Raw genomic sequence first — 23,660 nt, forward strand, 5'->3', positions numbered from 1 at the left:
CTTTATGGAGTTCCTATGAAAATCTGTGTGATCGGTGGGGGCGGTGCGATTGGCGGTTATCTTGCGGTCATGTTGGCTAGAGCTGGCAATGACGTAACGGTAGTCGCCCGTGGCGCAACCTTGGCGGCAATTAAAGAGCGTGGCCTTGCATTAATTATGGATGACCAGCCTGAGCCTTTGGTAGCAGAGGTAAAAGCGGTTGAAAAAATTCGGGATGCAGAAACGCCAGACGTGGTTATTTTGGCAGTAAAAGCCCATCAGGTTGAGCCGGTTATCGAAGATCTTGCTGCAATCATGGGACCGGAGACGATTTTAATTCCGATGCAAAATGGAATCCCTTGGTGGTATTTCCAGAACTTGGGTGGCGACTATCAGGATCACTCCGTTGAAACGGTCGATGCGGGTGGTGTCGCTAAGAGTTCAATCAATCCTAACAACATTATTGGTTGCGTAGTGTATCCAGCAACCTTTACTCAAGCTCCTGGTGTGATTCGTCACGTGGAGGGTAATCGCTTCCCATTGGGCGAGTTGGACGGCAAGCAGACTGAGCGTATTCAGAAGGTGTCTGAAATGATGTCAGCTGCTAGCTTTAAGTCACCTATCCTAGAAGATATTCGCTCAGAGATTTGGTTGAAATTGTGGGGCAACATGACCTTCAATCCAATCAGCTCTTTGACTCACGGAACATTGGAAGGCATTTGCCAATATCCACTGACTAAAGAGTTAGCCCGCAATATGATGGCTGAAGCTCAAACTATTGCCGAGAAGTTGGGTGTCACTTTCCGCGTGGACATTGAACGTCGTATTGCTGGTGCAGAAAAAGTGGGCAAACACAAGACCTCTATGTTGCAGGATTTGGAAGCAGGTCGAAGCTTGGAGATTGATGCCTTATTAGGTTCTGTCATTGAGCTTGGCCAGATTACCAAAATACCAACACCTTGCCTCAATACAGTCTTTGCATTAACAAAGTACCTTGATGAAAATGTTCAAGCTTCTAAAGGAAGTTTGGCATTGCCATCTGTTTCTGGCTACTAAGAATCTGCCGCAATAGTTAGATTCAATACCTAAGTAATTGAATATTAAAAACCTCTCACCACTAAACATGGTGATGGGTTTTTGTTTTGAGGCTTTGGTTTTAGATCAATAGCCTGAATAATTTATTCGAAGCGATTATCTAGGCGGCCAACACCATCAATAATGATGCTGACATTGCTACCGGGCTTCATTGAGCCAACACCAACAGAAGTGCCGCAGGCGATGATGTCGCCAGCTTGCAGTGGCACATCTTGAGATATAAGGCTGACTAGTTTTGCTGCTGGAAAAATCATGTCAGAGACGGGGTAGTTCTGACGCTCTTGATCATTCAAAATGGTTTTGATTGTTAACTTGCTTGGATCTACATTAGTAGTGATGTAAGGCCCGAAGACACCAAAGGTATTGAAACTCTTAGAGCGAGTCCACTGCGCGTAGCCAGGATCGCGATTCAAAATCTCGATTGCAGTGACATCATTAATACAGGTGTAACCAAAAATAGCATTGGCTGCTTGAGCCTCATCAGCTTCATGACAGGCTTTACCGATGACGATGCCAAGTTCACCTTCATAAACCACTTTTCCAGAGTAGGACTTGGGAGTGCGGATGATTTGATTGGCTGCCAAGAAAGAATTATTGCCTTTCAGAAAATATAAAGGCTCTGCTGGCACAGCATGCTCAAGCTTAGTAACAAGCGCATGAAAGTTATCCACCATAGCAACCATCTTAGATGGTATGCAGGGGATATCGATAGTGACATCGGATAGCTTTAATGTCTCGCCAGTGGCTTGCGGATGATTAAATAGATCACCGGTGTACACGGCAACCTGATCACCTTGTACTTGTCCTAAACCGGTCTTGCCTTGATGTTGAAACCTGAGCCATTGAGCCATAATGAATCCTCCTGATGGTTAATATTTATAAGCAATATCTTACAGGGATGGATTGATGGCCAAGCAATCTGAATTACTATTTGCACCTGAATTGGATCAGCCAATTCGCTATATTGAGCGTACCCGTAATTACTATCTTGGTTTGGGGTATGAGACGCCGTATATTTGGGCGCACTACCTGGATGTGCCTTTTACTCCATTGCAAAAGCCTCTGAATCAATCGACCCTGGGTTTGGTAACTACTGCCGTGCCCTTTGATGCCAGTAAGGGTCCACAAGGACCTGACGCACCCTATAACGCTGAGGCTAAGTTTTATGACCCCTATATTTACGCAACTGATGAGAACGTAGACCTGCGTATTGCGCATGTCGGTGTTGATAGGCTCAATGCCAATATGCAAGACAGTAACTGTTGGTTTCCAATTGGTGCCGCAAAGCGGGCTGTTGCAAAGGGGCGCATTCAATCCCTATCCCCACATTTTTACGGTTTGCCAACCAATCGCAGTCAGCGACATACTCTGGAAATTGATGCGCCTTTGATTCTGAGCAAAATGCGCGCAGACCATGTTGACCTTGCTGTATTAATTCCAAATTGCCCGATTTGTCACCAAAGTCAAAGCTTATTGGCGCGTTATTTGGAGGAGGCTGGTATCCCCACAGTCATCATGGGCGCGGCGAAAGATATTGTGGAGTATTGCGGTGTGCCACGCTTGCTCTTTAGCGACTTCCCGCTGGGCAATGCTGTAGCCCTCCCTAATGATGAGCAATCACAAGATTCCAATTTTGAATTGGCTCTGCGTTTGCTAGAGAGTGCTCCAAGCGCACGCACAACAGTGCAGTCACCTTTGATCTGGGCTTCCGACCCCTCTTGGAAATTAGACTATTCCAATCTAGAGCGTCTGAGTGCGGAGGAAATAGCGCGATTACGTGATGAGGCTGAAAAAGCGCGTATTACTGCGCGTGACATCAGAATGAAAAGCGTTGGCGCTTAGGTCTGCCTAGACAGCGAGTATCTACACAAGGCATGTAGTGCGCTTGTTGCCTCATTTTGAGGAAACTCTTTAAGGCATTCAAGTGCGAGATCGACTTCTCGCTTTGCAGTGGCTTGGGTGTAATCCAGTGCGCCAGAATTTTGAACTGCACTCAGAATCTGTTGGAAGACATCATCTGGCAAATCTTGATTTTGTTCGATTGCTGCACGAACGAGTAAGCGTTCTTCGGTAGTGCCATTCTCAAGAAGATGAATGAGCGGTAGCGTAGGCTTACCTTCTCTTAAGTCATCACCAGCATTTTTCCCCATTTGGGAGGCGTCGGCGGTGTAATCCAGTAGGTCATCCATTAATTGGAAGGCAGTGCCAATATGGCGACCAAAAGCGGCAGAGCGCTCCCTTTGTTTTTCATCAGCGCCGGCCAATATTGCCCCAAGCTCTGTAGATGCTTCAAATAATTTAGCAGTTTTATAGCGAATCACCCGTAAATAGCTCTCTTCATCGACCTCGGGGTCGTTCATATTGAGAAGCTGCAAAACCTCTCCTTCGGCTATCGTATTAGTGGCGTCGGACAGGATTTCCATAACTCGGAGGTCGTTGGGCCCCACCATCATCTGAAACGCTCTTGAATACAGAAAATCGCCTACCAGCACGCTCGCTGCATTGCCAAAAGCAGCATTAGCGGTCTCTCGACCTCTTCTGAGAGTGGATTCATCAACAACATCATCATGCAATAGAGTGGCCGTGTGGATAAATTCCACTACCGCTGACAGCTCTAGTGCATGTGGGTTTGCTTGATTATTGGCTAAAGCTCTGTTGACTAGGAGTAGGAGGGCGGGTCTAACTCGTTTTCCGCCCGCCTGAATGATGTAAGTCGAGATTTGATCAATTAAGGCAACTTTTGAGGCTAAACGCAGGCGAATAAGCTCATCTAAGGCCTTGAAATCTAAGGCAATTGGGGCCAAAATCAGGCTTAAGTCGTTGGTTTTGACAGTGCTCGTCATGCAAGATATAATAATCGGCTTAGCTCATCCAGGGTGGATTAGCTTAAATGTAGATATTAATTGAGGTTTCACACCATGTACGCGGTCATAAAAACCGGTGGCAAACAGTATAAAGTTGCTGCAGGCGAAAAATTGAAAATAGAACAGATACCAGCGGAAATCGGCAGCGAAATCACTCTTGACCAAGTCTTAGCCGTAGGCGAAGGCGCTTCACTCAAATTGGGTGATCCATTGGTTAATGGTGCAGCTGTGATGGCCACTGTCGTCTCCCAGGGACGTCACGATAAAGTGACAATCTTTAAGATGCGCCGTCGCAAGCATTATCAAAAGCACCAAGGCCATCGTCAGAATTACACAGAAATTCTGATTAACACGATTAAAGCCTAATTTAGGCTAACGGCTCAATAGCAGGAGAAAAGATATGGCACAGAAAAAAGGCGGCGGCTCGACACGAAACGGCCGTGACTCAGAATCGAAACGCTTAGGCGTTAAAGTTTTTGGCGGCGAGCAAATTAATGCTGGCAGCATCATCATTCGTCAACGTGGTACTCGAGTGCATCCGGGTATGAACGTTGGTATTGGTAAAGATCACACTTTGTTTGCCTTAGTTGACGGACAGGTGGAATTTGGCGTTAAGGGTGCTTTGAAGAAGGCCCAGGTTTCAGTTCTCCCGCGTTCATAAGACGCCTGACTGAGACACGTTTGATTCAGATTTATTCCGAATTTAACTCTTAGGAACAGGCCTCGCTAAGCGAGGCCTTTTTTATTCATGAAATTTATAGACGAAGCTCGTATTGAAGTCATAGCCGGCCAAGGTGGCGCCGGGAGTGCTTCTATGCGCCGCGAAAAGTTTATCGAATTCGGTGGCCCTGATGGTGGAGACGGTGGCAAAGGCGGAAGCGTTTGGGCTACTGCGGATCGCAACATCAACACCTTGATTGACTATCGCTACGCTAAAACGCACACCGCAAAAAATGGTGAGCCCGGCCGTGGCGCTGATTGCTATGGTCGCGCAGGCGACGATATTGAGTTGCGTATGCCGGTGGGCACCATCATTTCTGATTACGAAACTGGTGAGCCGATTGCCGACTTAACCACTCACGGTGAGCGTCTTTGCTTGGCGCAGGGCGGTGTTGGTGGCTGGGGAAATATTCACTTTAAGAGTAGTACGAACCGCGCTCCCCGCCAAAAGACGAATGGTAAAGAGGGCGAGCGTCGTAAGCTCAAATTAGAATTAAAGGTATTGGCTGACGTAGGTTTGCTGGGTATGCCTAATGCTGGTAAATCGACTTTGATTACCGCCGTATCTAATGCACGTCCAAAGATTGCAGACTATCCATTTACTACGCTGCACCCGAATTTAGGTGTAGTGCGTGTAGGTGCTGAGCGCAGCTTCGTGATTGCTGACATTCCTGGATTGATTGAGGGTGCTGCTGAAGGTGCTGGCTTGGGTCATCGTTTCTTAAGGCACCTACAACGTACTGGCGTGCTCTTGCATTTAATTGACATCGCACCATTTGATGACAATATTGATCCAGTGGCCGATGCTGTTGCTATCGTGAATGAATTACGTAAATACGATGAAGCTTTAGTTGAAAAACCACGCTGGTTAGTATTAAATAAAGTCGATATGATTCCTGAAGAAGATCGCAAGAAGGTGGTTACGGACTTTATTAAACGGTTTAAGTGGAAGGGTCCGGTATTTGAGATCTCTGCTTTGACAGGCTTAGGTTGCGATAAGCTGTGCTACTCATTACAAGATTACTTAGATTCTGTTCGCAAGGATCGAGATGATGCAGATGAGCGTGCTGCTGATCCACGATATCAAGAGCAAACTCAGCCAGAAGCTAAGACTCCTGATTAAACAGTAGTCCTTTGAGATCCGCATTTGTTATGAATACTCAGAAAGCTAAACGAATCGTAGTGAAAGTAGGTTCAAGCCTAGTCACCAACAATGGTGAGGGCTTAGATCATGCTGCAATTGGTATGTGGGCTGAGCAAATGGCTGCCTTATTAGTTGATGGCCATGAGGTGTTGATGGTCAGCTCTGGCGCGATTGCTGAAGGAATGCAACGTCTTGGTTGGACTAAGCGCCCAACAGAAATTCATCAGCTGCAAGCTGCAGCTGCCGTTGGGCAAATGGGTTTGGTTCAGGTTTACGAAAGTTGTTTTGCACGTTTTAATTTACGTAGCGCGCAGGTCTTATTAACCAATGCTGATTTGGCAGATGTTGAGCGCAATGCTAATGCCAAGGCAACTTTAGATACCTTGTTGAAGTTGGGCGTTGTCCCCATCATTAATGAAAACGATACTGTGGTTACTGATGAAATTAAATTTGGCGATAACGATAGCTTAGCTGCTTTGGTTACGAATTTAATTCATGCAGATTTATTGGTAATCCTGACTGATCAGGGTGGCTTATATACCGCTGACCCTCGTCAAGATGCTTCGGCTAGCCTGTTATGTGATGCTATTGCTGGCGATCCTTCTTTAGAAAAAATGGCTGGTGGTGCTGCAAGCGAGTTAAGTAAGGGTGGCATGCTGACCAAAGTATTGGCCGCGAAGGTTGCCGCTTTAACAGGCGCAGATACCGTTATCGCTTCTGGGCACGAGCCTCAGGTTCTCACTCGCTTGATGCGTGGCGAAAAAATTGGCACCTGCCTGACTGCTGCTAGTTAATCACACCAAATGAATTGGTGGGCTTTGTCCCGCCGGTAAATCCATTGGGGTTCAGTGACTGAATAATATTTTTAATATTCTTCTCTTGGGAATTAAAGTTGCAGAATGCACCTTGAGCTAAAGCGGCTTGGTAGCGATTGGGCGTGTGATCCTGAATTCCTCGCCAGCTAGAAAGCGGATTTTCTTTCCAAACTCCACTTTCAAATGTGCCATAAAGGCGCCATTGGAAGGAGTCACAGCGAATACCTTCGTATTGGACTTGGCTGTTGCCATTGGGGCTTGTCAGAATCACGATATATCTGGTGATGCCATCGTTACCAATCAAAATTGAGTTGGTATCAACTGCAAACTTAAAAATAGTCTGTTGTGATACATAAAAAGGCAGGATAGTTGCTCTATTGGGAGGATTCAGCGGCATCGCTGTTGCACCCTCTTTAAAGACCATTGGTGCAAATGGATCAACACCACTTTCTAAAGGGTCGCCAGCACATCCAGCGAGGGCCAAACCCAAAACTAGACTGAGGATAGGAAGTCGAGAGGTGCAAATAGAGAATTTCATCATGGCTTATCGGTTGGTTTTTCTTCTTTGAACTCATTTTCCTCTTCTCCGTACCAGGATTGAAGTAAATCGAGCGGAGATCCCCAGGCAAGTTGCTGCATACGCATGCCGCGAGATAAATAGCGCGCAAGCTCAAAAAGGGCTAGTTGGTAGACTTCGCGTTTGAAATCAATGACGGAATCGAGTCGAATCCAAAAGGGCACCCAGCGCCAAGCATCGAATTCAGGGTGCTCCGAAGCGCGTAAGTGAATATCGCTATCTAGACCCACTAAACGCAGTAAAAACCAGATTTGCTTTTGGCCACGATAGCTTGCGCGATGATTTTTTGAGGTTTGCTGGCGGCGTAAGAATTCCTCAGGGACGTCATAACGAAGCCAGTCCCTAGTTCGTCCAATAATTTGGACATGTTCTGGCAGCAAGCCAACTTCCTCATGCAATTCGCGGTACATGGCCTGCTCTGGGCTCTCTCCATGTTGAATCCCACCCTGTGGGAACTGCCACGAATGCTGCCCAACGCGTTTTCCCCAGAAAACCTCGTTATGGCTGTTGAGGATGACTATGCCGACATTGGGTCGATACCCTTCACGGTCAAGCATGAGATCGCGCCTCAAATCCTTTAAAATCAATAATTTGATTATATCCATACATGAAAGCTTCACAATCATTTCTCGCCACGCTAAAAGAAGCCCCTTCAGACGCTGAGGTGGTGTCGCACAAACTCATGGTGCGCGCCGGTTTAATTCGTAAGCTCAGTGCAGGTATTTACAACTATCTGCCCTTGGGTTTGAAGTCCATCCGCAAGGTTGAAAATATCATTCGCGAAGAAATGAATCGCGCTGGTGCCATTGAGTTACTCATGCCAATGATTCAACCCGCAGAGTTATGGCAAGAGACCGGTCGCTGGGAAAAGATGGGACCAGAATTGCTCCGCATCAAAGACCGTCATGATCGTGATTTTTTAATTCAGCCAACCTCTGAAGAGGTGGTGACAGATTTAGCGCGTAACGAAATCAAGAGTTACAAACAGCTCCCAGTAAATTTTTATCAAATTCAGACGAAGTTCCGTGATGAGCGACGTCCACGTTTTGGAATTATGCGTGGACGCGAGTTCAGCATGAAGGATGCCTATTCTTTTGATCGTGATGCTGAGGGTCTGAAGAAGTCCTATCAAATCATGTTTGATGCTTACACTCGTATTTTTAAACGCATGGGCTTGAAGTTCCGTGCAGTCACAGCAGATAACGGTGCTATTGGTGGTTCTGGCAGTCAAGAGTTTCATGTGATTGCTGATACCGGTGAAGACGCCATTGTGTATTGCCCAAATTCGGACTACGCAGCCAATCTAGAGGCCGCTGAGTCGGTCTCATTAATTGAAGTACGTGCTGCTGCAACTCAGACGATGACTAAGGTCGCGACACCAGATCAAACAAACTGTGCTGACGTAGCAAAGTTTTTAAATTTGCCGATTGAGCAAACGGTGAAGTCCTTGCTGTTTGCTGCTGATCAAGAAAAAGGTCCAGCAAAATTATTTATGGTGCTAGTGCGCGGTGACCATGAGCTTAATGAAATCAAGGCGAGCAAGATTCCCGGCATGACGGAGTCACGCTTTGCTAGTGAGGCTGAAATCAAGCAAGCATGTAACGCACCAGCTGGCTATTTAGGCCCAGTTGGAGTTACTGCTGATGTAACCGTAGTCGCAGATCGTACCGTTGCCAATATGGCTGACTTTGTATGCGGTGCTAATGATGCTGGGCATCATTTGACCGGTGTGAACTGGGGCCGTGATTTGCCAGAGCCTGCGGTGATGGATTTACGTAATGCTGTAGCGGGAGATCCTTCGCCTGATGGCAAAGGAGTTGTCGATATTTGCCGCGGTATTGAGGTGGGCCATGTATTCCAATTGGGTACGCGTTACTCTGAGGCGATGGGCTGTACTTATTTAGATCAGCAAGGCAAATCACAGCCAATGGTGATGGGTTGCTATGGAATTGGTGTAACTCGCTTATTAGGTGCTGCAATTGAGCAGGGTAATGATGAGCGTGGAATCATTTGGCCGATTTCAATGGCGCCATTTGAAGTGGTGATCTGTCCAATGGGTTATGACAAGTCAGAGGCGGTGAAAGCTGCTGCCGATCAATTGCATGATGAGTTGATTACTGCCGGAGTAGATGTAGTACTCGATGATCGCGGCGAGAGACCGGGCGCGATGTTTGCTGATTGGGAGCTTATTGGTATTCCGTTCCGTGTCGTGATTGGTGATCGCGGTCTTGCAGATGCTCAAGTGGAATTGAAAGGTCGCAATGATGCTGAATCAGAAAATATCCCATTGGCAGCAATTAAAGCAAAAGTGATTGCTAAAGTTGATGCAGCTAAGAAACTCGTTTCTTAAATCAAACAGTTTTTAACTATTATTTTTTAAAGAGTCCGCCAATACCTTTGGCGGCTCCTTTAGCTGCCATGGATGCCATGGTGCGCGCCATCTTGCCGCCCTTGAACTGCTTCATCATGGTTTGCATTTGTTCAAACTGTGCCAGCAGGCGATTGACTTCTTGAACCTCGACACCCGCACCAGCTGCAATGCGACGTTTGCGAGTGGCTTTTAGCAACTCAGGTTTTGCGCGCTCTTTTGGTGTCATGCTATCGATAATGCCACGCATGCGTTTGGTTTGTTTGTCGGCGGCACTCAAATTTGTTTTGGAGGCTGCTTGTGCCATATGACTTGGCAGCTTATCCATCAAGCTGGCCATCCCGCCCATTTGTTGCATTTGTGCAAGTTGATCTCGGAAGTCACCTAGATCAAATCCGCCTTTAGAAATCTTGCTCGCTAGCTTTTCTGCTTTGGCAACATCGACGTTTTGTTGGGCTTGCTCAACTAGGGCAAGAATATCCCCCATGCCCAAAATACGGCTTGCCATTCTCTCGGCATCAAATGCCTCGAGGCCATCCATTTTTTCGGCAACACCAATGAACTTGAGTGGTACTCCAGTAACCTGACGCACTGAAAGCGCCGCGCCACCGCGTGAATCGCCATCTAATTTGGTAAGGATCACGCCAGTAAGTGGAAGTGCCTCATGGAAAGCTTTGGCTGTGTTGACTGCATCTTGACCCAGCATGGCATCAACAACAAACAGTGTTTCAATTGGATTGAGGTTGGCATGCAAGGCTTTGATTTCTTGCATGAGTGCTTCATCAATGCCGAGACGACCTGCTGTATCTACTAACAGCACATCAAAGTAATGGCGGCGCGCCCAATCTAGGGCGGCAGCAGCAATTTCACCCGGCTTTTGATTGATATTGCTTGGGAAGAATTCAGCGCTAACTTGTTTACTGACAGTTTCTAGCTGCTCGATGGCTGCAGGACGATAGATATCGCAAGAGACGGTCAGTACTTTCTTTTTCTTCTTTTCTTGTAAAAACTTGGCTAACTTACCAACTGAGGTAGTTTTCCCTGCGCCCTGCAAGCCGGCCATGAGGATTACTGCTGGTGGTTGGGTTGCTAAATTTAGTTCACCGCTTTGAGTGGCATCGCCTCGCATGACTTGGGCCAGTTCACGCTGAACAACACCAACCAGCGCCTGACCTGGGCTGAGGCTTCCAACCACTTCCTCGCCAAGGGCTTTAAATTTAATTTGCTCAAGTAGGGATTTAACGACTGGAAGCGCAACGTCGGCCTCCAATAAGGCCAGGCGGATCTCACGGAGCATTTCTGCGGTGTTCTCTTCGGTCAGGCGAGCTTGGCCCCGCATTGTTTTAACAACACGAGATAGGCGATCGGTGAGATTCTGTAGCATTTATCGATTAGACTTTCTAGATGGATATTTTAGGTTACTCAAGCTTGAACTGGCTCCCTTCCGCACTTTATTTACTTCTTTTAGTCTTTTTGGGTTCTAGGCCCAAGGGAAAGATTGAATCTCCGGCTTTTATAGGTCAGGTTCAGGCATTGATCCTATTGATTTTGCTGGTGCATGGAGTCGAGCTGCACAACTCGGTCTTCACGCCCGAGGGATTTGTATTTGGTTTTGCCCAGGATCTTTCACTAATTGCTTGGGTGGGCCTCGCGTTTTACTGGTTTCAGTCTTGGTTCCTACCGATTTCCAGTTTGCGCTGGCTTGTCTTATGTTTTGCTCTGGTTTGCTCTGTAATGCCAGTGATGTTTTCCGGCACCTTGATTTCTCCAAAGGCGGTATCTGATCCTTGGTTTAAGGGGCACTTTATTGTTGCTACTATTTCAGTTGGATTATTGAGTTTGGCAGCGATGCATGCCATGTTAATGAGTATTCAGGATCGAGCATTACACCGTCAATTAGCCGTCATGCCCAACAGCCGTATTTCCCATTGGTTGGAAGATTTGCCACCATTGATGGCAATGGAAAGTCTCCTTTTTAATCTGCTCTACGTAGGTGTTGCACTGCTGAGTTTGACTGTATTTTCTGGACTCCTTTTTTCTCAAACACTTTTTGGTAAGCCGCTTGTTTTCGATCACAAAACTATCTTTGCTTTGATCTCCTGGTTCTTATTTTCTGGCCTTCTAATAGCCCGTTGGCGTGTTGGTTTACGTGGGCGCGTAGCTGTTCGTTGGGTCTTGAGCGCTTATACCGCCTTGCTTCTAGCCTATGTTGGCAGTCGATTTGTGTTGGAAGTGATTCTTCAGAGAGCATGACGTTTTGATTAAGTGGCTTCTATTATTTGCTGGCGCAGGTGCTTTGTACCTTTGGTTAAAAGGCAAAAAACAAGTCAAGCTCAATACGGATGAGGCTGCCAAGATAAAAGCAGAGCGAAGCAAAGTTGTTGAGCCGGAGGTGATTGTCCAGTGCCACCATTGCTCTGTACACCTTCCACAATCTGAAGCAGTCATGCAAGAGGCGCGCTTCTATTGCTCCCCAGACCATCTCCATAGCTTGGATGCCCAAGGTTGGCTTGGTTCTGCTACTTGGCGAATCTCACCCAACCAAGATATGCGACCGGAGGGCCTCGTACCCGATCTAATGGTGCTTCATCACATCAGCCTTCCGCCTGGAGAATTCGTGGATCGCAATTCCACGCAATTTATCGTGGATTTTTTTCAAAACAATTTGGATTCTTCCCTGCACCCCTATTTTGAAGAAATTGCTGATCAAAAGGTATCCAGCCATTTCTTGATTTCTCGTCGTGGCGAGGTCTTTCAGTTCGTATCCACCCAAAACAAGGCCTGGCATGCTGGCGCCTCATCTTTTTTAGGGCGAGAGAAGTGCAATGATTTTTCGATTGGCATTGAGTTGGAGGGGGATGGAAACCATCCCTTTGAGGATATTCAGTACTCGGCTTTGGCTAAATTAAGCTCCCAAATACAATCCGTTTACCCCAATCTTCAATTTGCTGGGCACAGCGATATTGCCCCGGGAAGAAAAGCTGATCCAGGCATGCAATTTGATTGGAAAAAGTTTCAGGGTAAAAACAACATTCCTGCCGAAAAATTACCCTTTGGTTTAGATTCGCGTTAGGCCTCTAAACTAGTAAGTGAGCACATGCTCACTTACTAGCCCTTTGAGTAAAAGGTCTACAAAAACTGCACCAAAATAAACCCTTATTTCTAGAGAATATAGGGAAAAATACTTATAAATATCCGTGAGAAATGACTTACTAATTTCTAAAAATTTCCCTATACTTAGTGATAAATACTCTTCGAGACACTAGATGTAGTGTTTAAGTACAGTAATATCTTATTGTTTTTAATGATTTTTTGTCCAAATAACTATATATAAGCAGGAAAAATATGACATTCGCCAACCCTCAGGCAGCGGGACAGACTGCCGGCACAAATAATCTAGGGATAAGCTCCTCCGAATCGATGAATCAATCCCCATCTGCTAGTTTTGTTGCTGGTGGCGTCGGTGGTGGCCAAGCTACTCAATTATCGGATTACAAGATCATTCGCCGAAATGGCTCGGTGGTGGCGTTTGAGCCATCCAAAATCGCCATTGCGGTTACAAAAGCATTTTTAGCAGTTAATGGCGGTCAGGGCGCGGCTTCTGCTCGTGTACGTGAGCAGGTTGAGCAATTAACCCATGCAGTAGTTCGTGCTTTATTGCGTAGTCGCCCAAATGGCGGTACCTTCCATATTGAGGATATTCAAGATCAAGTGGAATTGGTGTTAATGCGCAGTGGTGAGCACAACGTTGCTCGTGCATATGTTCTTTATCGTGAAAAGCGCAATCAAGAGCGTGCCGCACAGCAGACCACTGCACAAGAAACCCAAACGTCAACTCAAGCAACTGAGCCGGGTTTGAGGGTATTAGACAACGGTGTTGAGAAGTTTTTGGATATGGCGGCCTTGCGCACCATTATCGAAGCCGCCTGTGAAGGTCTTGGAAACAACATTGATGCAAGCCCAATCATTACTGAAACTATCAAGAATTTGTACGATGGAGTACCAATGGCGCAGGTTTATGACTCCGCAATTTTGGCATCACGTACTTTAATTGAAAAAGATCCTGCATACAGTCAAGTAACTGCACGTATTTTGATGCACGTGATTCGTAAGGAAATCCTCGGTCACGAAGTATTGCAAGGCGATATGCAAGCAGAGTACAGCAGCTATTTTGTCAAGTACATCAATGAAGGTATTACTGCCGAGCTCTTAGACCCACGTATGCGTGATTTTGATTTACCAAGATTAGCTGCTGCTTTGAATGCAAGTCGTGACTTGCAGTTCAACTACCTCGGTTTACAAACATTGTATGACCGTTATTTCTTGCACATTGAAGACCGCCGTATTGAAATGCCACAGGCATTCTTCATGCGCGTTGCAATGGGCTTGTCTTTGAATGAGTTAGATCGTGAGCGTCGTGCAATCGAGTTCTATGAAATCCTTTCTACATTTGATTTCATGTCCAGCACGCCAACCTTGTTTAATTCAGCGACTACACGTCCTCAGTTATCCAGCTGCTACTTGACAACGGTAGATGATGACCTTGAGGGCATCTACGAAGCCTTGAAAGAGAATGCACTCCTGTCGAAGTTTGCTGGCGGTTTAGGTAATGACTGGACAAACGTACGCGCTTTGGGAAGTCATATAAAAGGTACTAACGGTAAGTCACAAGGTGTGGTGCCATTTTTAAAAGTGGTGAACGACACAGCTGTTGCAGTGAACCAAGGAGGTAAGCGCAAGGGTGCAGTTTGTGCCTACTTAGAGACATGGCACTTAGATATTGAAGAGTTCCTTGAGTTGCGTAAGAACACCGGTGATGATCGTCGCCGTACGCATGATATGAATACCTCAAACTGGATCCCTGACTTGTTCATGAAGCGCGTGATGGAAGGTGGTGATTGGACATTATTCTCGCCTTCAAATACGCCTGATCTGCATGACAAATTCGGTAAAGCCTTTGAAGAGGCTTATGTCGCTTACGAGAAAAAAGCAGATGCTGGTGAATTGAAGCCATTCCGTCGCATTCCTGCGCAGCAATTGTGGCGCAAGATGTTAGGTATGCTGTTTGAAACTGGTCACCCATGGATCACATTTAAAGATCCTTGCAATATTCGTAGCCCACAACAACATATTGGTGTAGTGCACTCTTCTAACTTGTGTACTGAGATCACTCTGAACACAAATGAGAGCGAGATTGCAGTTTGCAACTTAGGTTCTGTGAACTTGACAGCGCACATGACTACCGATGCATCCGGTAAGATGATTTTGGATCACGAGAAACTCCAAAAAACTATCCGCACTGCAATGCGGATGTTGGATAACGTGATTGACATTAACTATTACGCTGTTGCAAAAGCGCGCAACTCCAACTTGAAGCACCGTCCAGTGGGTATGGGCATCATGGGCTTCCAAGATTGCCTGCACATGCAACGGATTCCTTACGCCAGTGATGAGGCAGTGAAGTTTGCCGATTCTTCAATGGAAGCAGTTTGCTACTACGCCTATCAAGCTTCGAATGAGTTGGCTGAAGAGCGTGGCGTTTACAGTACCTATAAAGGTTCATTATGGGATCGTGGCATTCTTCCACAAGATTCGGTGGCATTGTTGGCCGCAGAGCGAGGTGGATACCTTGAAGTGGATAGTTCCTCCATTATGAATTGGGATGGCTTGCGTGCCCGCATTAAGCAGCACGGTATGCGCAACTCAAACTGTGTTGCGATCGCACCGACAGCAACAATTTCCAATATCATTGGTGTATCAGCTTGTATCGAGCCGACATTTCAGAACTTGTTTGTGAAATCGAACCTCTCAGGTGAGTTCACCGTAGTAAACGAGTACTTGGTTCGTGATTTAAAAGATCGCGGCCTCTGGGACGAAGTCATGATTGCGGATTTGAAGTACTTCGACGGTACCTTGTCCAAGATTGATCGTGTTCCACAAGATTTACGTGATTTATATGCAACTGCATTCGAAGTGGAGCCAAGCTGGCTGGTTGAAGCTGCCTCACGTCGTCAGAAGTGGATTGACCAGGCGCAGTCACTCAATATTTACATGGGTGGCGCATCTGGCAAGAAATTGGATGACACTTACAAGTTGGCATGGTTGCGTGGTTTAAAGACAACCTATTACCTCCGCACAATGGCTGCAACACACGTTGAGAAGTCTACGGTTGCAAGTGGTCAGTTAAATGCGGTGTCTAGTGGCGGTGGTGTGAATGGCACTGATGCAGCATCAGCGCAAGAGTTAGATGGCCCTGCTTGCACAATGCGCCCAGGCGATGCTGGATTTGAAGAATGTGAAGCATGTCAGTAAGCTTTTTGCTAGCTGAGATAGAAAATAAGAATTAGGAGAAAGTTATGTTGAATTGGGAAGAAGAAGTCGCACCCGCACTAGCACCAGCTATGCTGACACCACAGCCAGCGGTAGCTGAGGTACAACGTCCGCAAGCAGACCAGGTTGCTATGACTCCGCCTGCGCAGGCCACTTCTTCAGTTAGTGGCGCAGCTTTGCGTGTCAATGCTGCTGATAAGCGCGTGATCAATGCCAAGACTGACGTGAATCAGTTGGTTCCATTTAAATACAAGTGGGCTTGGGAGAAATACCTAGCTGGATGTGCAAATCATTGGATGCCACAAGAGATCAACATGAACCGCGATATCGCGCTTTGGAAAGATCCTAATGGTTTAACTGAAGATGAGCGTCGCATCATTAAGCGCAATCTTGGTTTCTTCACAACTGCGGACTCCTTAGCGGCAAACAACATTGTTTTGGGTACTTATCGCCACATTACTGCTCCAGAATGCCGTCAATATCTATTGCGTCAGGCTTTTGAGGAGGCAATTCATACTCACGCCTATCAATATATTGTGGAATCTTTGGGCTTAGACCAGAGCGAAATCTTTAATGCGTATAACGAAATCGAGTCTATTCGCGCTAAAGATCAGTTCTTAATTCCCTTTATTGATGTGTTGACTGACCCTAATTTTAAAACTGGGACATTAGAAACTGATCAAATGTTGCTCAAATCATTGATCGTTTTTGCCTGCGTAATGGAAGGATTATTCTTTTATGTTGGTTTTACGCAAATACTTGCAATGGGTCGCCAAAACAAAATGACGGGTGCTGCTGAGCAGTATCAATACATCCTTCGTGATGAGTCAATGCACTGTAATTTTGGTATTGATTTGATTAATCAAATCAAGCTGGAGAACCCGCAGTTATGGACTTCCGCGTTCAAAGACGAGATCAAATCTATCTTCGAAAAAGCAGTGGAATTAGAGTACCGTTATGCAGAGGATACGATGCCTCGTGGAGTGCTCGGATTGAACGCGCCGATGTTCAAAGGTTACCTAAGATACATCTGTAATCGCAGATGTTTGCAAATAGGACTTGACGCGATGTTCCCAAATGAAGAGAATCCATTCCCATGGATGTCAGAAATGATTGATCTGAAAAAAGAGAGAAACTTTTTTGAGACACGCGTTATTGAGTATCAAACTGGCGGTGCGCTAAGTTGGGAATAAGCAGTTAATTAAAAAGCGTATTGCCGGCTAAATAGGAGATTAGACGGTTGGATAGTTTTAAAAGTCAGCAAAACCAGACTCAAATCCGAAAACCCTTGCCAAAGGGTGCTTGTTCTGCTCTCTCTATTTTTTCCAGCATATTGAAGAAGCCGTTACCTTTTGGGGTCACGGCTTTTTTTCCAAGATTCATTAGCGTGCAGCACTTAGCATCAAGCCGCGCGCCGATGAATGGCTCGCTCGTCGGCTCCAATCGGTTGCAAAACCAGGCGGAAATGAATGGTCGGGTCTTCTTAATCGGTAGTTTGGACTAATCCTCACGTGAAGGAGTATTACTATGGCAATCGCCAAGAAGAAAGTTGCTGCAAAGAAACCAGCTGCAAAGAAAAAAGTAGCTGCTAAGAAGCCTGCTGCTAAAAAAGCTGCTGCTAAGAAGAAGCCTGCCGCTAAAAAGCGTCCTGCTGCTAAAAAAGCTGCTGCTAAGAAGCCTGCCGCTAAAAAGCGTCCTGCTGCTAAGAAGAAGCCTGCAGCTAAAAAGCGTCCTGCTGCTAAAAAAGCTGCTGCTAAGAAGCCTGCCGCTAAAAAGCGTCCTGCTGCTAAGAAGCGCGTAGCTGCAAAAAAAAAGTAAGTAAGCCTGCTGCGAAGAAAGCGGGCAAGGCTGTAAAAAAGCCCGTGGCTAAAAAAGCTGCAGTTTCAACTACGTTGAATCCAGCCGCTGCTTGGCCCTTCCCAACTGGCACACGTCCATAAGCTCTGCTTGTAGGCGGGTGAAGTTCAAAGGGATCTCTCACGAGATCCCTTTTTTATTGCTACTTCAGTTAATTATTGGCTTTAGAGGGCAAATCCAAATGCGGATTTGAATTGAGCAGCGATATCATCTTTGCTCATTTGGTGATTTTGTGGTCCCTGGTGAGTTATTTTGATTGAACCCATCAAGCTGGCCAAGCGGCCAGTAGTTTCCCAATCCATGCCGTTTTCTAATCCAAACAGTAATCCACCTCGGAAAGCATCACCGCAACCAGTTGGATCAACTACTTTAGCTGCTGATACCGGCGGAATCGCAATGCATTTACCCTCAAAGTAAATATCTGCACCTTCAGCACCCTTGGTGACAATCAAAGCTTTTACTCTTTCAGCTACTTTTGTTAGGCTTAAGCCGGTTCTTAGGGAGAGCATTTCACCTTCATAGTCATTTACGGCGAGATAGCTTGCAATATTTACCAGCTCAAGGAGTTCTGAACCATTAAACATCGGTAAACCTTGGCCCGGATCAAATACAAAAGGAATTCCTGCTTCAGCTAACTGATGACAGTGCTCCCACATCCCTTGACGACCATCTGGGGCAACGATTCCAAATTTGGCGGCACCCTTAGCATTCTTGCTGCGCTCCGCAATCACTGCGGAAACTTGGTTGAGGTGAGATTCACCCATTGCACCCGGATGAAAAGCGGTAATTTGATTATTGGCTTGATCGGTGGTGATCATCGCTTGAGCAGTAAATGCCTGTTCAATCTGACGAATGTGCGTTGCATCAATCTTGAGTTGTTTGAGGCGATCAAGATAGGGGGCAGCATCACCGCCTACGGTTGCCATGATGATGGGGTCGCCACCAAGAAGACTTAGGTTGTAAGCAATATTGCCTGCACAACCACCGAATTCACGGCGCATTGTAGGAACGAGGAAGGCGACATTGAGGATATGAATCTGCTCTGGCAGGATTTGATCGGCAAATTTGCCTTCAAAGTTCATGATGGTGTCGTAAGCGATGGAACCGCAGATCAAGCTAGCCATAAATAGTTACTTTCTAATAAAAATCAATTGAAATGAGAGTGAAATAGGATTTGCTATCTATTTTTCTCGGTAAAAAACTCTGACGCGATATCCAGCAGCATTTTGCGGGAGGGAAATCGGTAGGGCAGCTGTAAAGATTTCACCGGAAGGGGCGCCTTGACTTAAAAAACCAGGATGCGCTTCTTGCCAAGTAGTCGGTAACCATTCTTGCGGAGTGAGTCGAATCATTTTGATTTCAGATTCCTCTGGATCGGTGAGAGAAATTTCTAAATTCGGGAATAAAACAGGGAGGGCAAGACGATTTTGTATTCCAACTTGCAGCACAGATTGATTTGAAGCGTTTTTAAGGCCTTCTCGCGCGTTTTCAGATGAAAGAGTAACCGAAGTTATTTTCCAGGCAGAAAAATCGCTTACAGGACGATTTACACACCCCAGCGCGCGACACAATTTTTCATCTAACTTCTGTAAAAGAGAAAAACTCGTTGTTGCAATCGCAGAAGAGCTGCCATCAACACGCGTTGCTAATGCTGGTAGTAAAGAATTTCTAGAAAGGTGCTCGCCAACAATGATGAGTAAGAGGAAAAAAAGGCTGAGAAGGATTAACTTAGGACTTTTTTTTTGAGTCGGAGCTGAAGTATCTCTATTTTTGTCAGCTGAACTTGCTTTAACGCCCTGCTCCGGAAGTGTGCCGTGCAAACAAACCCAACCTTCACTCTCTTTCCAGATAGATAGGGTTAACCATTGACTGTAAGTTGCAATGACTTCCTCTGCTTGACGAGCAAGAACACCTGAGAGAACAATTTTTCCACCTGGGCGCATCTTGTTTACCAAGGCAGGCGCTAGAACTTGCAGTGGGTTAGCCAAAATATTGGCCATCACAATGTCGTATTTGGTTTCTGATGCGAGTTCTGGTGCATTTTCGTTGGGCAGAACAAAGCGAATGACTGTCTTGTTGATTTCTGCATTGCTGCGTGCTGCAACCATTGCTTGCGGATCAATATCAGTACCAACTACGGGTTTACATCCCAATTTCGCAGCGGCAATGGCGAGAATTCCAGATCCACAGCCATAATCAAGCAAACTTTGATTCGCAAGCATGGTGTTTTGTTCAAGCCAAAGTAAGCAAAGGTGCGTAGTGGGGTGACTGCCTGTCCCAAATGCCAAGCCTGGGTCTACTGCCAAACAAATTGCGTTAGGGTCGGTTGGCGCTTCATGCCAAGAAGGCACTACCCAAATACGTTCACCAATCTGAATTGGAGCAAATTGACTTTGGGTTAAGCGAACCCAATCTTGCTCTTCAACGATCTTTTCTTGTGGAGCCGGGAGATTGAATCCCACTTCCTCGAGGGATGCGAGAAGCTCTGGGATGAAGTTCGCCTCATCAGAATCATCCATCTCAGGATTAAAAAGTGCGGTTACAGAAGATCGATCCCAAGCCTGTACTTCCGGCGATAGACCTGGCTCACCATAGAGTGGATTTTCATCGTAACCGCCAGCAGCATCATCTTCAACAGTAACGGAGAGTGCGCCCACTTCCAGCAAAGCATCACCTAAAGGTTCTGCAATCTCAGCCGGAACCGTGAAAATAAGTTCACGATAGGACATACTCACTCCAAATGGACATTAACTGACCTGCAACTTAGGGCTTACCGCGACTAGCGGCTTGCTCTTCGAGGCGATGCTCCAAATAGTGAATGCTGGTTCCGCCTTCGATGAAGTTCGGATCAAGCATGAGTTCACGATGCAGTGGCACATTGGTTGTGATGCCATCGATCACCATCTCAGAAAGCGCAATCTGCATACGGCGTATCGCTTGCCCGCGAGTATTGCCATAAGCAATTAACTTGCCAATCATGGAGTCGTAATTGGACGGCACTACATAACCACTATAGGCATGTGAATCGACACGAATCCCAGGACCGCCTGGCATATGGAATGAACCAATTTTCCCTGGGCTTGGTGTGAATTTAAATGGGTCCTCTGCATTAAGACGGCATTCGATGGCATGACCACGGAAGACGATGTCTTTTTGGCGATAACTCAGTTTTAAGCCAGCAGCAATACGAATTTGTTCTTGAACAATATCGACACCAGTAATCATTTCGGTGACTGGATGCTCTACTTGAACACGGGTGTTCATCTCAATAAAGAAGAATTCGCCATCTTCATACAAGAACTCGAAAGTACCAGCACCACGGTAAGCAATTTTTCTACAGGCTTCAGCGCAGCGCTCACCAATTTTGGCGATTGCACGACGATCAATTCCAGGTGCTGGAGCTTCTTCAATTACTTTTTGGTGACGACGTTGCATGGAGCAATCACGCTCACCTAACCAAATGGCATTGCCATGGGTATCAGCCAAGATCTGTATCTCAACGTGGCGAGGCTTTTCTAAAAACTTCTCCATATAGACTTCAGGATTACCAAAAGCACGACCCGCTTCTTCTTTGGTCATGTTGACTGCATTGAGAAGGGCAGCCTCGGTATGGACGACACGCATTCCACGGCCACCACCACCGCCAGCAGCCTTAATAATGACTGGATAGCCAACGCGTTTTGCAGTGGCAATAATTTCTTTTGGATCGTTTGGTAAGGCACCTTCTGATCCAGGAACGCAAGGAACGCCAGCTTTAATCATGGCACGCTTGGCCGAAACCTTATCACCCATCAGGCGTATTGAGGTTGCAGTGGGGCCAATAAATGCAAAACCAGATTTCTCAACACGTTCAGCAAAGTCGGCGTTCTCAGAGAGAAAGCCATAGCCTGGGTGAATCGCTTCAGCATCTGTCACTTCAGCCGCCGAAATAATGGCGGGCATATTGAGGTAGCTCAGTGGCGAGGGAGCGGGGCCAATACAGACCGCTTCGTCTGCAAGCTTCACGTATTTAGCTTCTTTATCTGCAGTCGAGTAGACCACCACAGTTTTAATTCCCAGCTCGCGACATGCGCGCTGGATGCGGAGAGCAATCTCTCCGCGATTGGCAATCAGAATCTTATCGAACATGTCGGCTCTGAGTTAAGTAACGGTGGATTGGAATAGATCTAAGGGAGATCTATTAAGCAATGATGAACAGCGGTTGATCAAACTCAACGCCTTGACCGTTTTCACAGAGAATTTGCTTAATAACGCCTGCTTGCTCAGACTCAATTTCATTGAGAAGTTTCATCGCTTCAATAATGCACAGCGTTTGACCCACTTTGACCGTGTCACCAACTTTGACGAAATCCGGGGACTCGGGGTTTGGGGCGCGATAGAAGGTACCAACCATGGGTGAGCGAGCAACAAAACCAGTTTCAGCGGGCGCTTCTTGAATAATTGGTAAAGCCGCAGGTGCGGCTTGCGTAGCTTGAACAGACGCTGGATTGGCGTAGACCACTTGACCCGCAGGAGCTGGGGAGCCGGCATTCACAATACGAACACGATCTTCACCTTCATTGACTTCTAACTCAGAAATTCCTGATTCAGAAACAAGGTCGATTAGGGTTTTTAGTTTTCTTAGGTCCATGGAAAGGCTTCCTCTCGGGTAATTCTGAATAAATCTTTATTTTTGTAAACGGGCGATAGCTGCTTGCAGTGCTAATTCGTAACCAATGGCGCCCAAACCGCAGATAACGCCGGTAGCAATATCAGACAGGTAGGAGTGTTTGCGGAACTCCTCACGTTGATGAATATTAGACAGGTGTATTTCAGTAAATGGGATAGCAACCCCAGCTAGCGCATCACGCAAGGCAACGCTGGTATGGGTAAAAGCGCCTGGATTGATGATGATGAAATCCACCCCATCTTGTTTGGCCTTTTGAACTCGGTCAATCAGCTCGCCTTCATGGTTGCTTTGAAAGGTGGATAAATCAACTGAGTGGGACTTGGCAATCGCACCCAGCTTTGTATGAATATCTTCCATGGTAGTTTTGCCGTAAACCTCTGGCTCACGGGTTCCCAACAGATTGAGGTTAGGACCTTGGATAATGAGAATTGAAGTATTTTTCGACATAGATCGATAGTTTTAGATGCAGTTAAGTTTTGTTGCCGAGATAAAGCTTTTCTCTGAAAACTGCTAACTAGATGAAGAATTTTCTTCATCTTGCAGGCAAAGTATACCCCCGGGCAGTTGCCCAAACCCTAAAAATGACGCAATAAACAGGCTATTTTTTTAACATCTACAGCGTAAATATTGCAATATTTAGCTCACAAACTGCCAATTTTGACCTACCTGGCGAGCGCAAAGATCATTTAAAAAGTCTTATAAAGCTAATTTAATTGCGCTTCTGAGCTCTTCTTCGCTTATCTTTCCTAATTTGCTGCTAGTAGACTTGCCTTGAGAATTAATGATGACGGTATAAGGAAGTGCACCTTGGGCATTCCCCATCTGCTTTGAGATATTGCTGCCCTCAAGTCCGCCAATCACAATGGGATAAGAAACTGGGGTTATTTCTAGGAATTGACGAATATTAGATGGTGAATCGATGCCGATGCCGACAAATAAGACATTTTGATTTTTAAACTCTGCTTGTAATTTGTCCAAAGTGGGCATTTCTTCAACGCAGGGAGGGCACCAGGATGCCCAAAAGTTCACCACAAGGACTTTTTCGCGCCATTCTTTGGTGTCTACTGATTTTCCAGTCGGTGTTTGCCAGGGGTTGGCAAAAAAGGCCCTGATAGCAGGGTCATCTGCCAGCTCTGTTCTGAAGATCCATTGAGAAGTCGCCACTCCCGCAGCAAGGGCCACGAGGTTAAATCCAATGATGCTAATCCACTGTCTTCGATTCATTGCCACTCCTTAGCTAAA

At 46.2% G+C, this 23,660-nt stretch carries 22 protein-coding genes and 2 pseudogenes; 12 read left to right on the plus strand and 12 right to left on the minus strand.

All coding sequences use genetic code 11. The features are described 5' to 3' along the window. Positions 1–15: 15 nt before the first annotated feature. Positions 16–1,035, plus strand: a complete 1,020-nt coding sequence (locus ICN22_RS02350; protein ID WP_216168663.1) for a 2-dehydropantoate 2-reductase — start codon at positions 16–18, stop codon at positions 1,033–1,035. A gap of 122 nt (positions 1,036–1,157) precedes the next feature. Here ICN22_RS02350 and ICN22_RS02355 read toward each other — a convergent pair whose 3' ends face one another. Then, positions 1,158–1,925, minus strand: a complete 768-nt coding sequence (locus tag ICN22_RS02355; RefSeq protein ID WP_216168664.1) for a fumarylacetoacetate hydrolase family protein — start codon at positions 1,923–1,925, stop codon at positions 1,158–1,160. Between the two features lie 55 nt (positions 1,926–1,980). Here ICN22_RS02355 and ICN22_RS02360 point away from each other — a divergent pair, with 55 nt between their 5' ends. Then, the gene (locus ICN22_RS02360; RefSeq protein ID WP_216168665.1) at positions 1,981–2,916 is read left to right on the plus strand and encodes a glycine/betaine/sarcosine/D-proline family reductase selenoprotein B; all 936 of its coding nucleotides are present in this window, start codon (positions 1,981–1,983) and stop codon (positions 2,914–2,916) included. Here the strand turns inward: ICN22_RS02360 and ICN22_RS02365 are convergent. After that, positions 2,913–3,917 (minus strand): polyprenyl synthetase family protein, encoded by a 1,005-nt coding sequence (locus ICN22_RS02365; protein ID WP_216168666.1) that lies wholly within the window; start codon positions 3,915–3,917, stop codon positions 2,913–2,915. The two genes, ICN22_RS02360 and ICN22_RS02365, sit on opposite strands and share 4 nt — an antisense overlap. Before the next feature lie 75 nt (positions 3,918–3,992). Here ICN22_RS02365 and rplU point away from each other — a divergent pair, with 75 nt between their 5' ends. From rplU to proB, 4 genes and pseudogenes are all read left to right on the plus strand, one after another. Continuing rightward, positions 3,993–4,304 carry a 50S ribosomal protein L21 gene (gene rplU / locus ICN22_RS02370; protein ID WP_041484800.1) on the plus strand — a complete coding sequence of 104 codons (312 nt, stop codon included), beginning with the start codon at positions 3,993–3,995 and terminating at the stop codon, positions 4,302–4,304. Between the two features lie 34 nt (positions 4,305–4,338). Further along, positions 4,339–4,599: a 50S ribosomal protein L27 gene (gene rpmA, locus ICN22_RS02375; RefSeq protein ID WP_015420374.1), complete on the plus strand. Its 261-nt coding sequence runs from the start codon at positions 4,339–4,341 to the stop codon at positions 4,597–4,599. Between the two features lie 87 nt (positions 4,600–4,686). Continuing rightward, on the plus strand, positions 4,687–5,781 hold the full coding sequence (obgE, locus tag ICN22_RS02380; protein ID WP_216168667.1) for a GTPase ObgE: 1,095 nt from the start codon (positions 4,687–4,689) through the stop codon (positions 5,779–5,781). Positions 5,782–5,810: 29 nt separating this feature from the next. Then, positions 5,811–6,587 (plus strand): annotated as a pseudogene (gene proB / locus ICN22_RS02385) (glutamate 5-kinase); the annotation flags it as partial. A 1-nt stretch (position 6,588) separates the two neighbouring features. Here the strand turns inward: proB and ICN22_RS02390 are convergent. Both ICN22_RS02390 and ICN22_RS02395 read right to left on the minus strand, forming a co-directional pair. After that, the gene (locus ICN22_RS02390; RefSeq protein WP_255533795.1) at positions 6,589–7,158 is read right to left on the minus strand and encodes a CNP1-like family protein; all 570 of its coding nucleotides are present in this window, start codon (positions 7,156–7,158) and stop codon (positions 6,589–6,591) included. After that, entirely contained in the window at positions 7,155–7,751 is a 597-nt protein-coding gene (locus ICN22_RS02395; protein ID WP_216168669.1) for an RNA pyrophosphohydrolase, read from the minus strand. The genes ICN22_RS02390 and ICN22_RS02395 overlap by 4 nt, the downstream gene beginning before the upstream one ends. A 50-nt stretch (positions 7,752–7,801) precedes the next feature. Here ICN22_RS02395 and ICN22_RS02400 point away from each other — a divergent pair, with 50 nt between their 5' ends. Next, positions 7,802–9,544: a proline--tRNA ligase gene (locus ICN22_RS02400; RefSeq protein WP_216168670.1), complete on the plus strand. Its 1,743-nt coding sequence runs from the start codon at positions 7,802–7,804 to the stop codon at positions 9,542–9,544. Between the two features lie 19 nt (positions 9,545–9,563). Here the strand turns inward: ICN22_RS02400 and ffh are convergent, their stop codons facing one another. Beyond that, on the minus strand, positions 9,564–10,946 hold the full coding sequence (ffh, locus tag ICN22_RS02405) for a signal recognition particle protein (protein WP_216168671.1): 1,383 nt from the start codon (positions 10,944–10,946) through the stop codon (positions 9,564–9,566). A 149-nt stretch (positions 10,947–11,095) separates the two neighbouring features. Here ffh and ICN22_RS02410 point away from each other — a divergent pair, with 149 nt between their 5' ends. The 5 genes from ICN22_RS02410 to ICN22_RS02430 all read left to right on the plus strand — a co-directional run bounded on the left by ICN22_RS02410 (position 11,096) and on the right by ICN22_RS02430 (position 17,710). Beyond that, a complete protein-coding gene (locus ICN22_RS02410; RefSeq protein WP_255533796.1) occupies positions 11,096–11,815 on the plus strand; it encodes a cytochrome C assembly family protein in 720 nt (239 codons plus the stop codon). A gap of 4 nt (positions 11,816–11,819) precedes the next feature. Continuing rightward, positions 11,820–12,635, plus strand: a complete 816-nt coding sequence (gene ampD, locus ICN22_RS02415; protein WP_255533797.1) for a 1,6-anhydro-N-acetylmuramyl-L-alanine amidase AmpD — start codon at positions 11,820–11,822, stop codon at positions 12,633–12,635. Between the two features lie 347 nt (positions 12,636–12,982). Next, the gene (locus tag ICN22_RS02420) at positions 12,983–15,874 is read left to right on the plus strand and encodes a ribonucleoside-diphosphate reductase subunit alpha (RefSeq protein ID WP_439650971.1); all 2,892 of its coding nucleotides are present in this window, start codon (positions 12,983–12,985) and stop codon (positions 15,872–15,874) included. 44 nt (positions 15,875–15,918) lie between these two features. Continuing rightward, positions 15,919–17,085, plus strand: coding sequence for a ribonucleotide-diphosphate reductase subunit beta (locus tag ICN22_RS02425; RefSeq protein WP_216168674.1), 1,167 nt, complete (start codon positions 15,919–15,921; stop codon positions 17,083–17,085). 334 nt (positions 17,086–17,419) lie between these two features. Next, entirely contained in the window at positions 17,420–17,710 is a 291-nt protein-coding gene (locus ICN22_RS02430) for a hypothetical protein (RefSeq protein WP_439650969.1), read from the plus strand. Positions 17,711–17,913: 203 nt separating this feature from the next. On the opposite strand, the gene ICN22_RS02435 is transcribed toward ICN22_RS02430, so the two are convergent. The 7 genes and pseudogenes from ICN22_RS02435 to ICN22_RS02460 form a co-directional block, all read right to left on the minus strand. Continuing rightward, positions 17,914–18,873: a carbohydrate kinase family protein gene (locus tag ICN22_RS02435; RefSeq protein WP_216168675.1), complete on the minus strand. Its 960-nt coding sequence runs from the start codon at positions 18,871–18,873 to the stop codon at positions 17,914–17,916. 57 nt (positions 18,874–18,930) lie between these two features. Further along, positions 18,931–19,569, minus strand: a complete 639-nt coding sequence (locus ICN22_RS11105; RefSeq protein ID WP_255533814.1) for a DUF3426 domain-containing protein — start codon at positions 19,567–19,569, stop codon at positions 18,931–18,933. Then, a pseudogene (gene prmA / locus ICN22_RS11110) lies at positions 19,549–20,478 on the minus strand (50S ribosomal protein L11 methyltransferase); the annotation flags it as partial. The pseudogene prmA and the gene ICN22_RS11105, both read right to left, overlap by 21 nt. Before the next feature lie 34 nt (positions 20,479–20,512). Beyond that, positions 20,513–21,877, minus strand: a complete 1,365-nt coding sequence (gene accC, locus ICN22_RS02445; protein ID WP_216168677.1) for an acetyl-CoA carboxylase biotin carboxylase subunit — start codon at positions 21,875–21,877, stop codon at positions 20,513–20,515. Between the two features lie 52 nt (positions 21,878–21,929). Next, positions 21,930–22,379 (minus strand): acetyl-CoA carboxylase biotin carboxyl carrier protein, encoded by a 450-nt coding sequence (gene accB / locus ICN22_RS02450; RefSeq protein ID WP_216168678.1) that lies wholly within the window; start codon positions 22,377–22,379, stop codon positions 21,930–21,932. A gap of 36 nt (positions 22,380–22,415) precedes the next feature. Beyond that, positions 22,416–22,865 carry a type II 3-dehydroquinate dehydratase gene (aroQ, locus tag ICN22_RS02455; protein ID WP_216168679.1) on the minus strand — a complete coding sequence of 150 codons (450 nt, stop codon included), beginning with the start codon at positions 22,863–22,865 and terminating at the stop codon, positions 22,416–22,418. A 249-nt stretch (positions 22,866–23,114) separates the two neighbouring features. Further along, positions 23,115–23,642, minus strand: a complete 528-nt coding sequence (locus tag ICN22_RS02460; RefSeq protein WP_216168680.1) for a TlpA family protein disulfide reductase — start codon at positions 23,640–23,642, stop codon at positions 23,115–23,117. Positions 23,643–23,660: the final 18 nt, after the last annotated feature.

This window comes from Polynucleobacter bastaniensis, from assembly GCF_018882205.1.
Classification (GTDB): domain Bacteria; phylum Pseudomonadota; class Gammaproteobacteria; order Burkholderiales; family Burkholderiaceae; genus Polynucleobacter; species Polynucleobacter bastaniensis.

Coding starts and splice junctions, on each gene's coding strand:
- ICN22_RS02350 (WP_216168663.1), top strand. CDS start 16: ATGAAAATCTGTGTGATCGGTGGGGGCGGTGCGATTGGCGGTTATCTT.
- ICN22_RS02355 (WP_216168664.1), bottom strand. CDS start 1,925: ATGGCTCAATGGCTCAGGTTTCAACATCAAGGCAAGACCGGTTTAGGA.
- ICN22_RS02360 (WP_216168665.1), top strand. CDS start 1,981: ATGGCCAAGCAATCTGAATTACTATTTGCACCTGAATTGGATCAGCCA.
- ICN22_RS02365 (WP_216168666.1), bottom strand. CDS start 3,917: ATGACGAGCACTGTCAAAACCAACGACTTAAGCCTGATTTTGGCCCCA.
- rplU (WP_041484800.1), top strand. CDS start 3,993: ATGTACGCGGTCATAAAAACCGGTGGCAAACAGTATAAAGTTGCTGCA.
- rpmA (WP_015420374.1), top strand. CDS start 4,339: ATGGCACAGAAAAAAGGCGGCGGCTCGACACGAAACGGCCGTGACTCA.
- obgE (WP_216168667.1), top strand. CDS start 4,687: ATGAAATTTATAGACGAAGCTCGTATTGAAGTCATAGCCGGCCAAGGT.
- ICN22_RS02390 (WP_255533795.1), bottom strand. CDS start 7,158: ATGATGAAATTCTCTATTTGCACCTCTCGACTTCCTATCCTCAGTCTA.
- ICN22_RS02395 (WP_216168669.1), bottom strand. CDS start 7,751: ATGCTTGACCGTGAAGGGTATCGACCCAATGTCGGCATAGTCATCCTC.
- ICN22_RS02400 (WP_216168670.1), top strand. CDS start 7,802: ATGAAAGCTTCACAATCATTTCTCGCCACGCTAAAAGAAGCCCCTTCA.
- ffh (WP_216168671.1), bottom strand. CDS start 10,946: ATGCTACAGAATCTCACCGATCGCCTATCTCGTGTTGTTAAAACAATG.
- ICN22_RS02420 (WP_439650971.1), top strand. CDS start 12,983: ATGAATCAATCCCCATCTGCTAGTTTTGTTGCTGGTGGCGTCGGTGGT.
- ICN22_RS02425 (WP_216168674.1), top strand. CDS start 15,919: ATGTTGAATTGGGAAGAAGAAGTCGCACCCGCACTAGCACCAGCTATG.
- ICN22_RS02430 (WP_439650969.1), top strand. CDS start 17,420: ATGGCAATCGCCAAGAAGAAAGTTGCTGCAAAGAAACCAGCTGCAAAG.
- ICN22_RS02435 (WP_216168675.1), bottom strand. CDS start 18,873: ATGGCTAGCTTGATCTGCGGTTCCATCGCTTACGACACCATCATGAAC.
- accC (WP_216168677.1), bottom strand. CDS start 21,877: ATGTTCGATAAGATTCTGATTGCCAATCGCGGAGAGATTGCTCTCCGC.
- accB (WP_216168678.1), bottom strand. CDS start 22,379: ATGGACCTAAGAAAACTAAAAACCCTAATCGACCTTGTTTCTGAATCA.
- aroQ (WP_216168679.1), bottom strand. CDS start 22,865: ATGTCGAAAAATACTTCAATTCTCATTATCCAAGGTCCTAACCTCAAT.
- ICN22_RS02460 (WP_216168680.1), bottom strand. CDS start 23,642: ATGAATCGAAGACAGTGGATTAGCATCATTGGATTTAACCTCGTGGCC.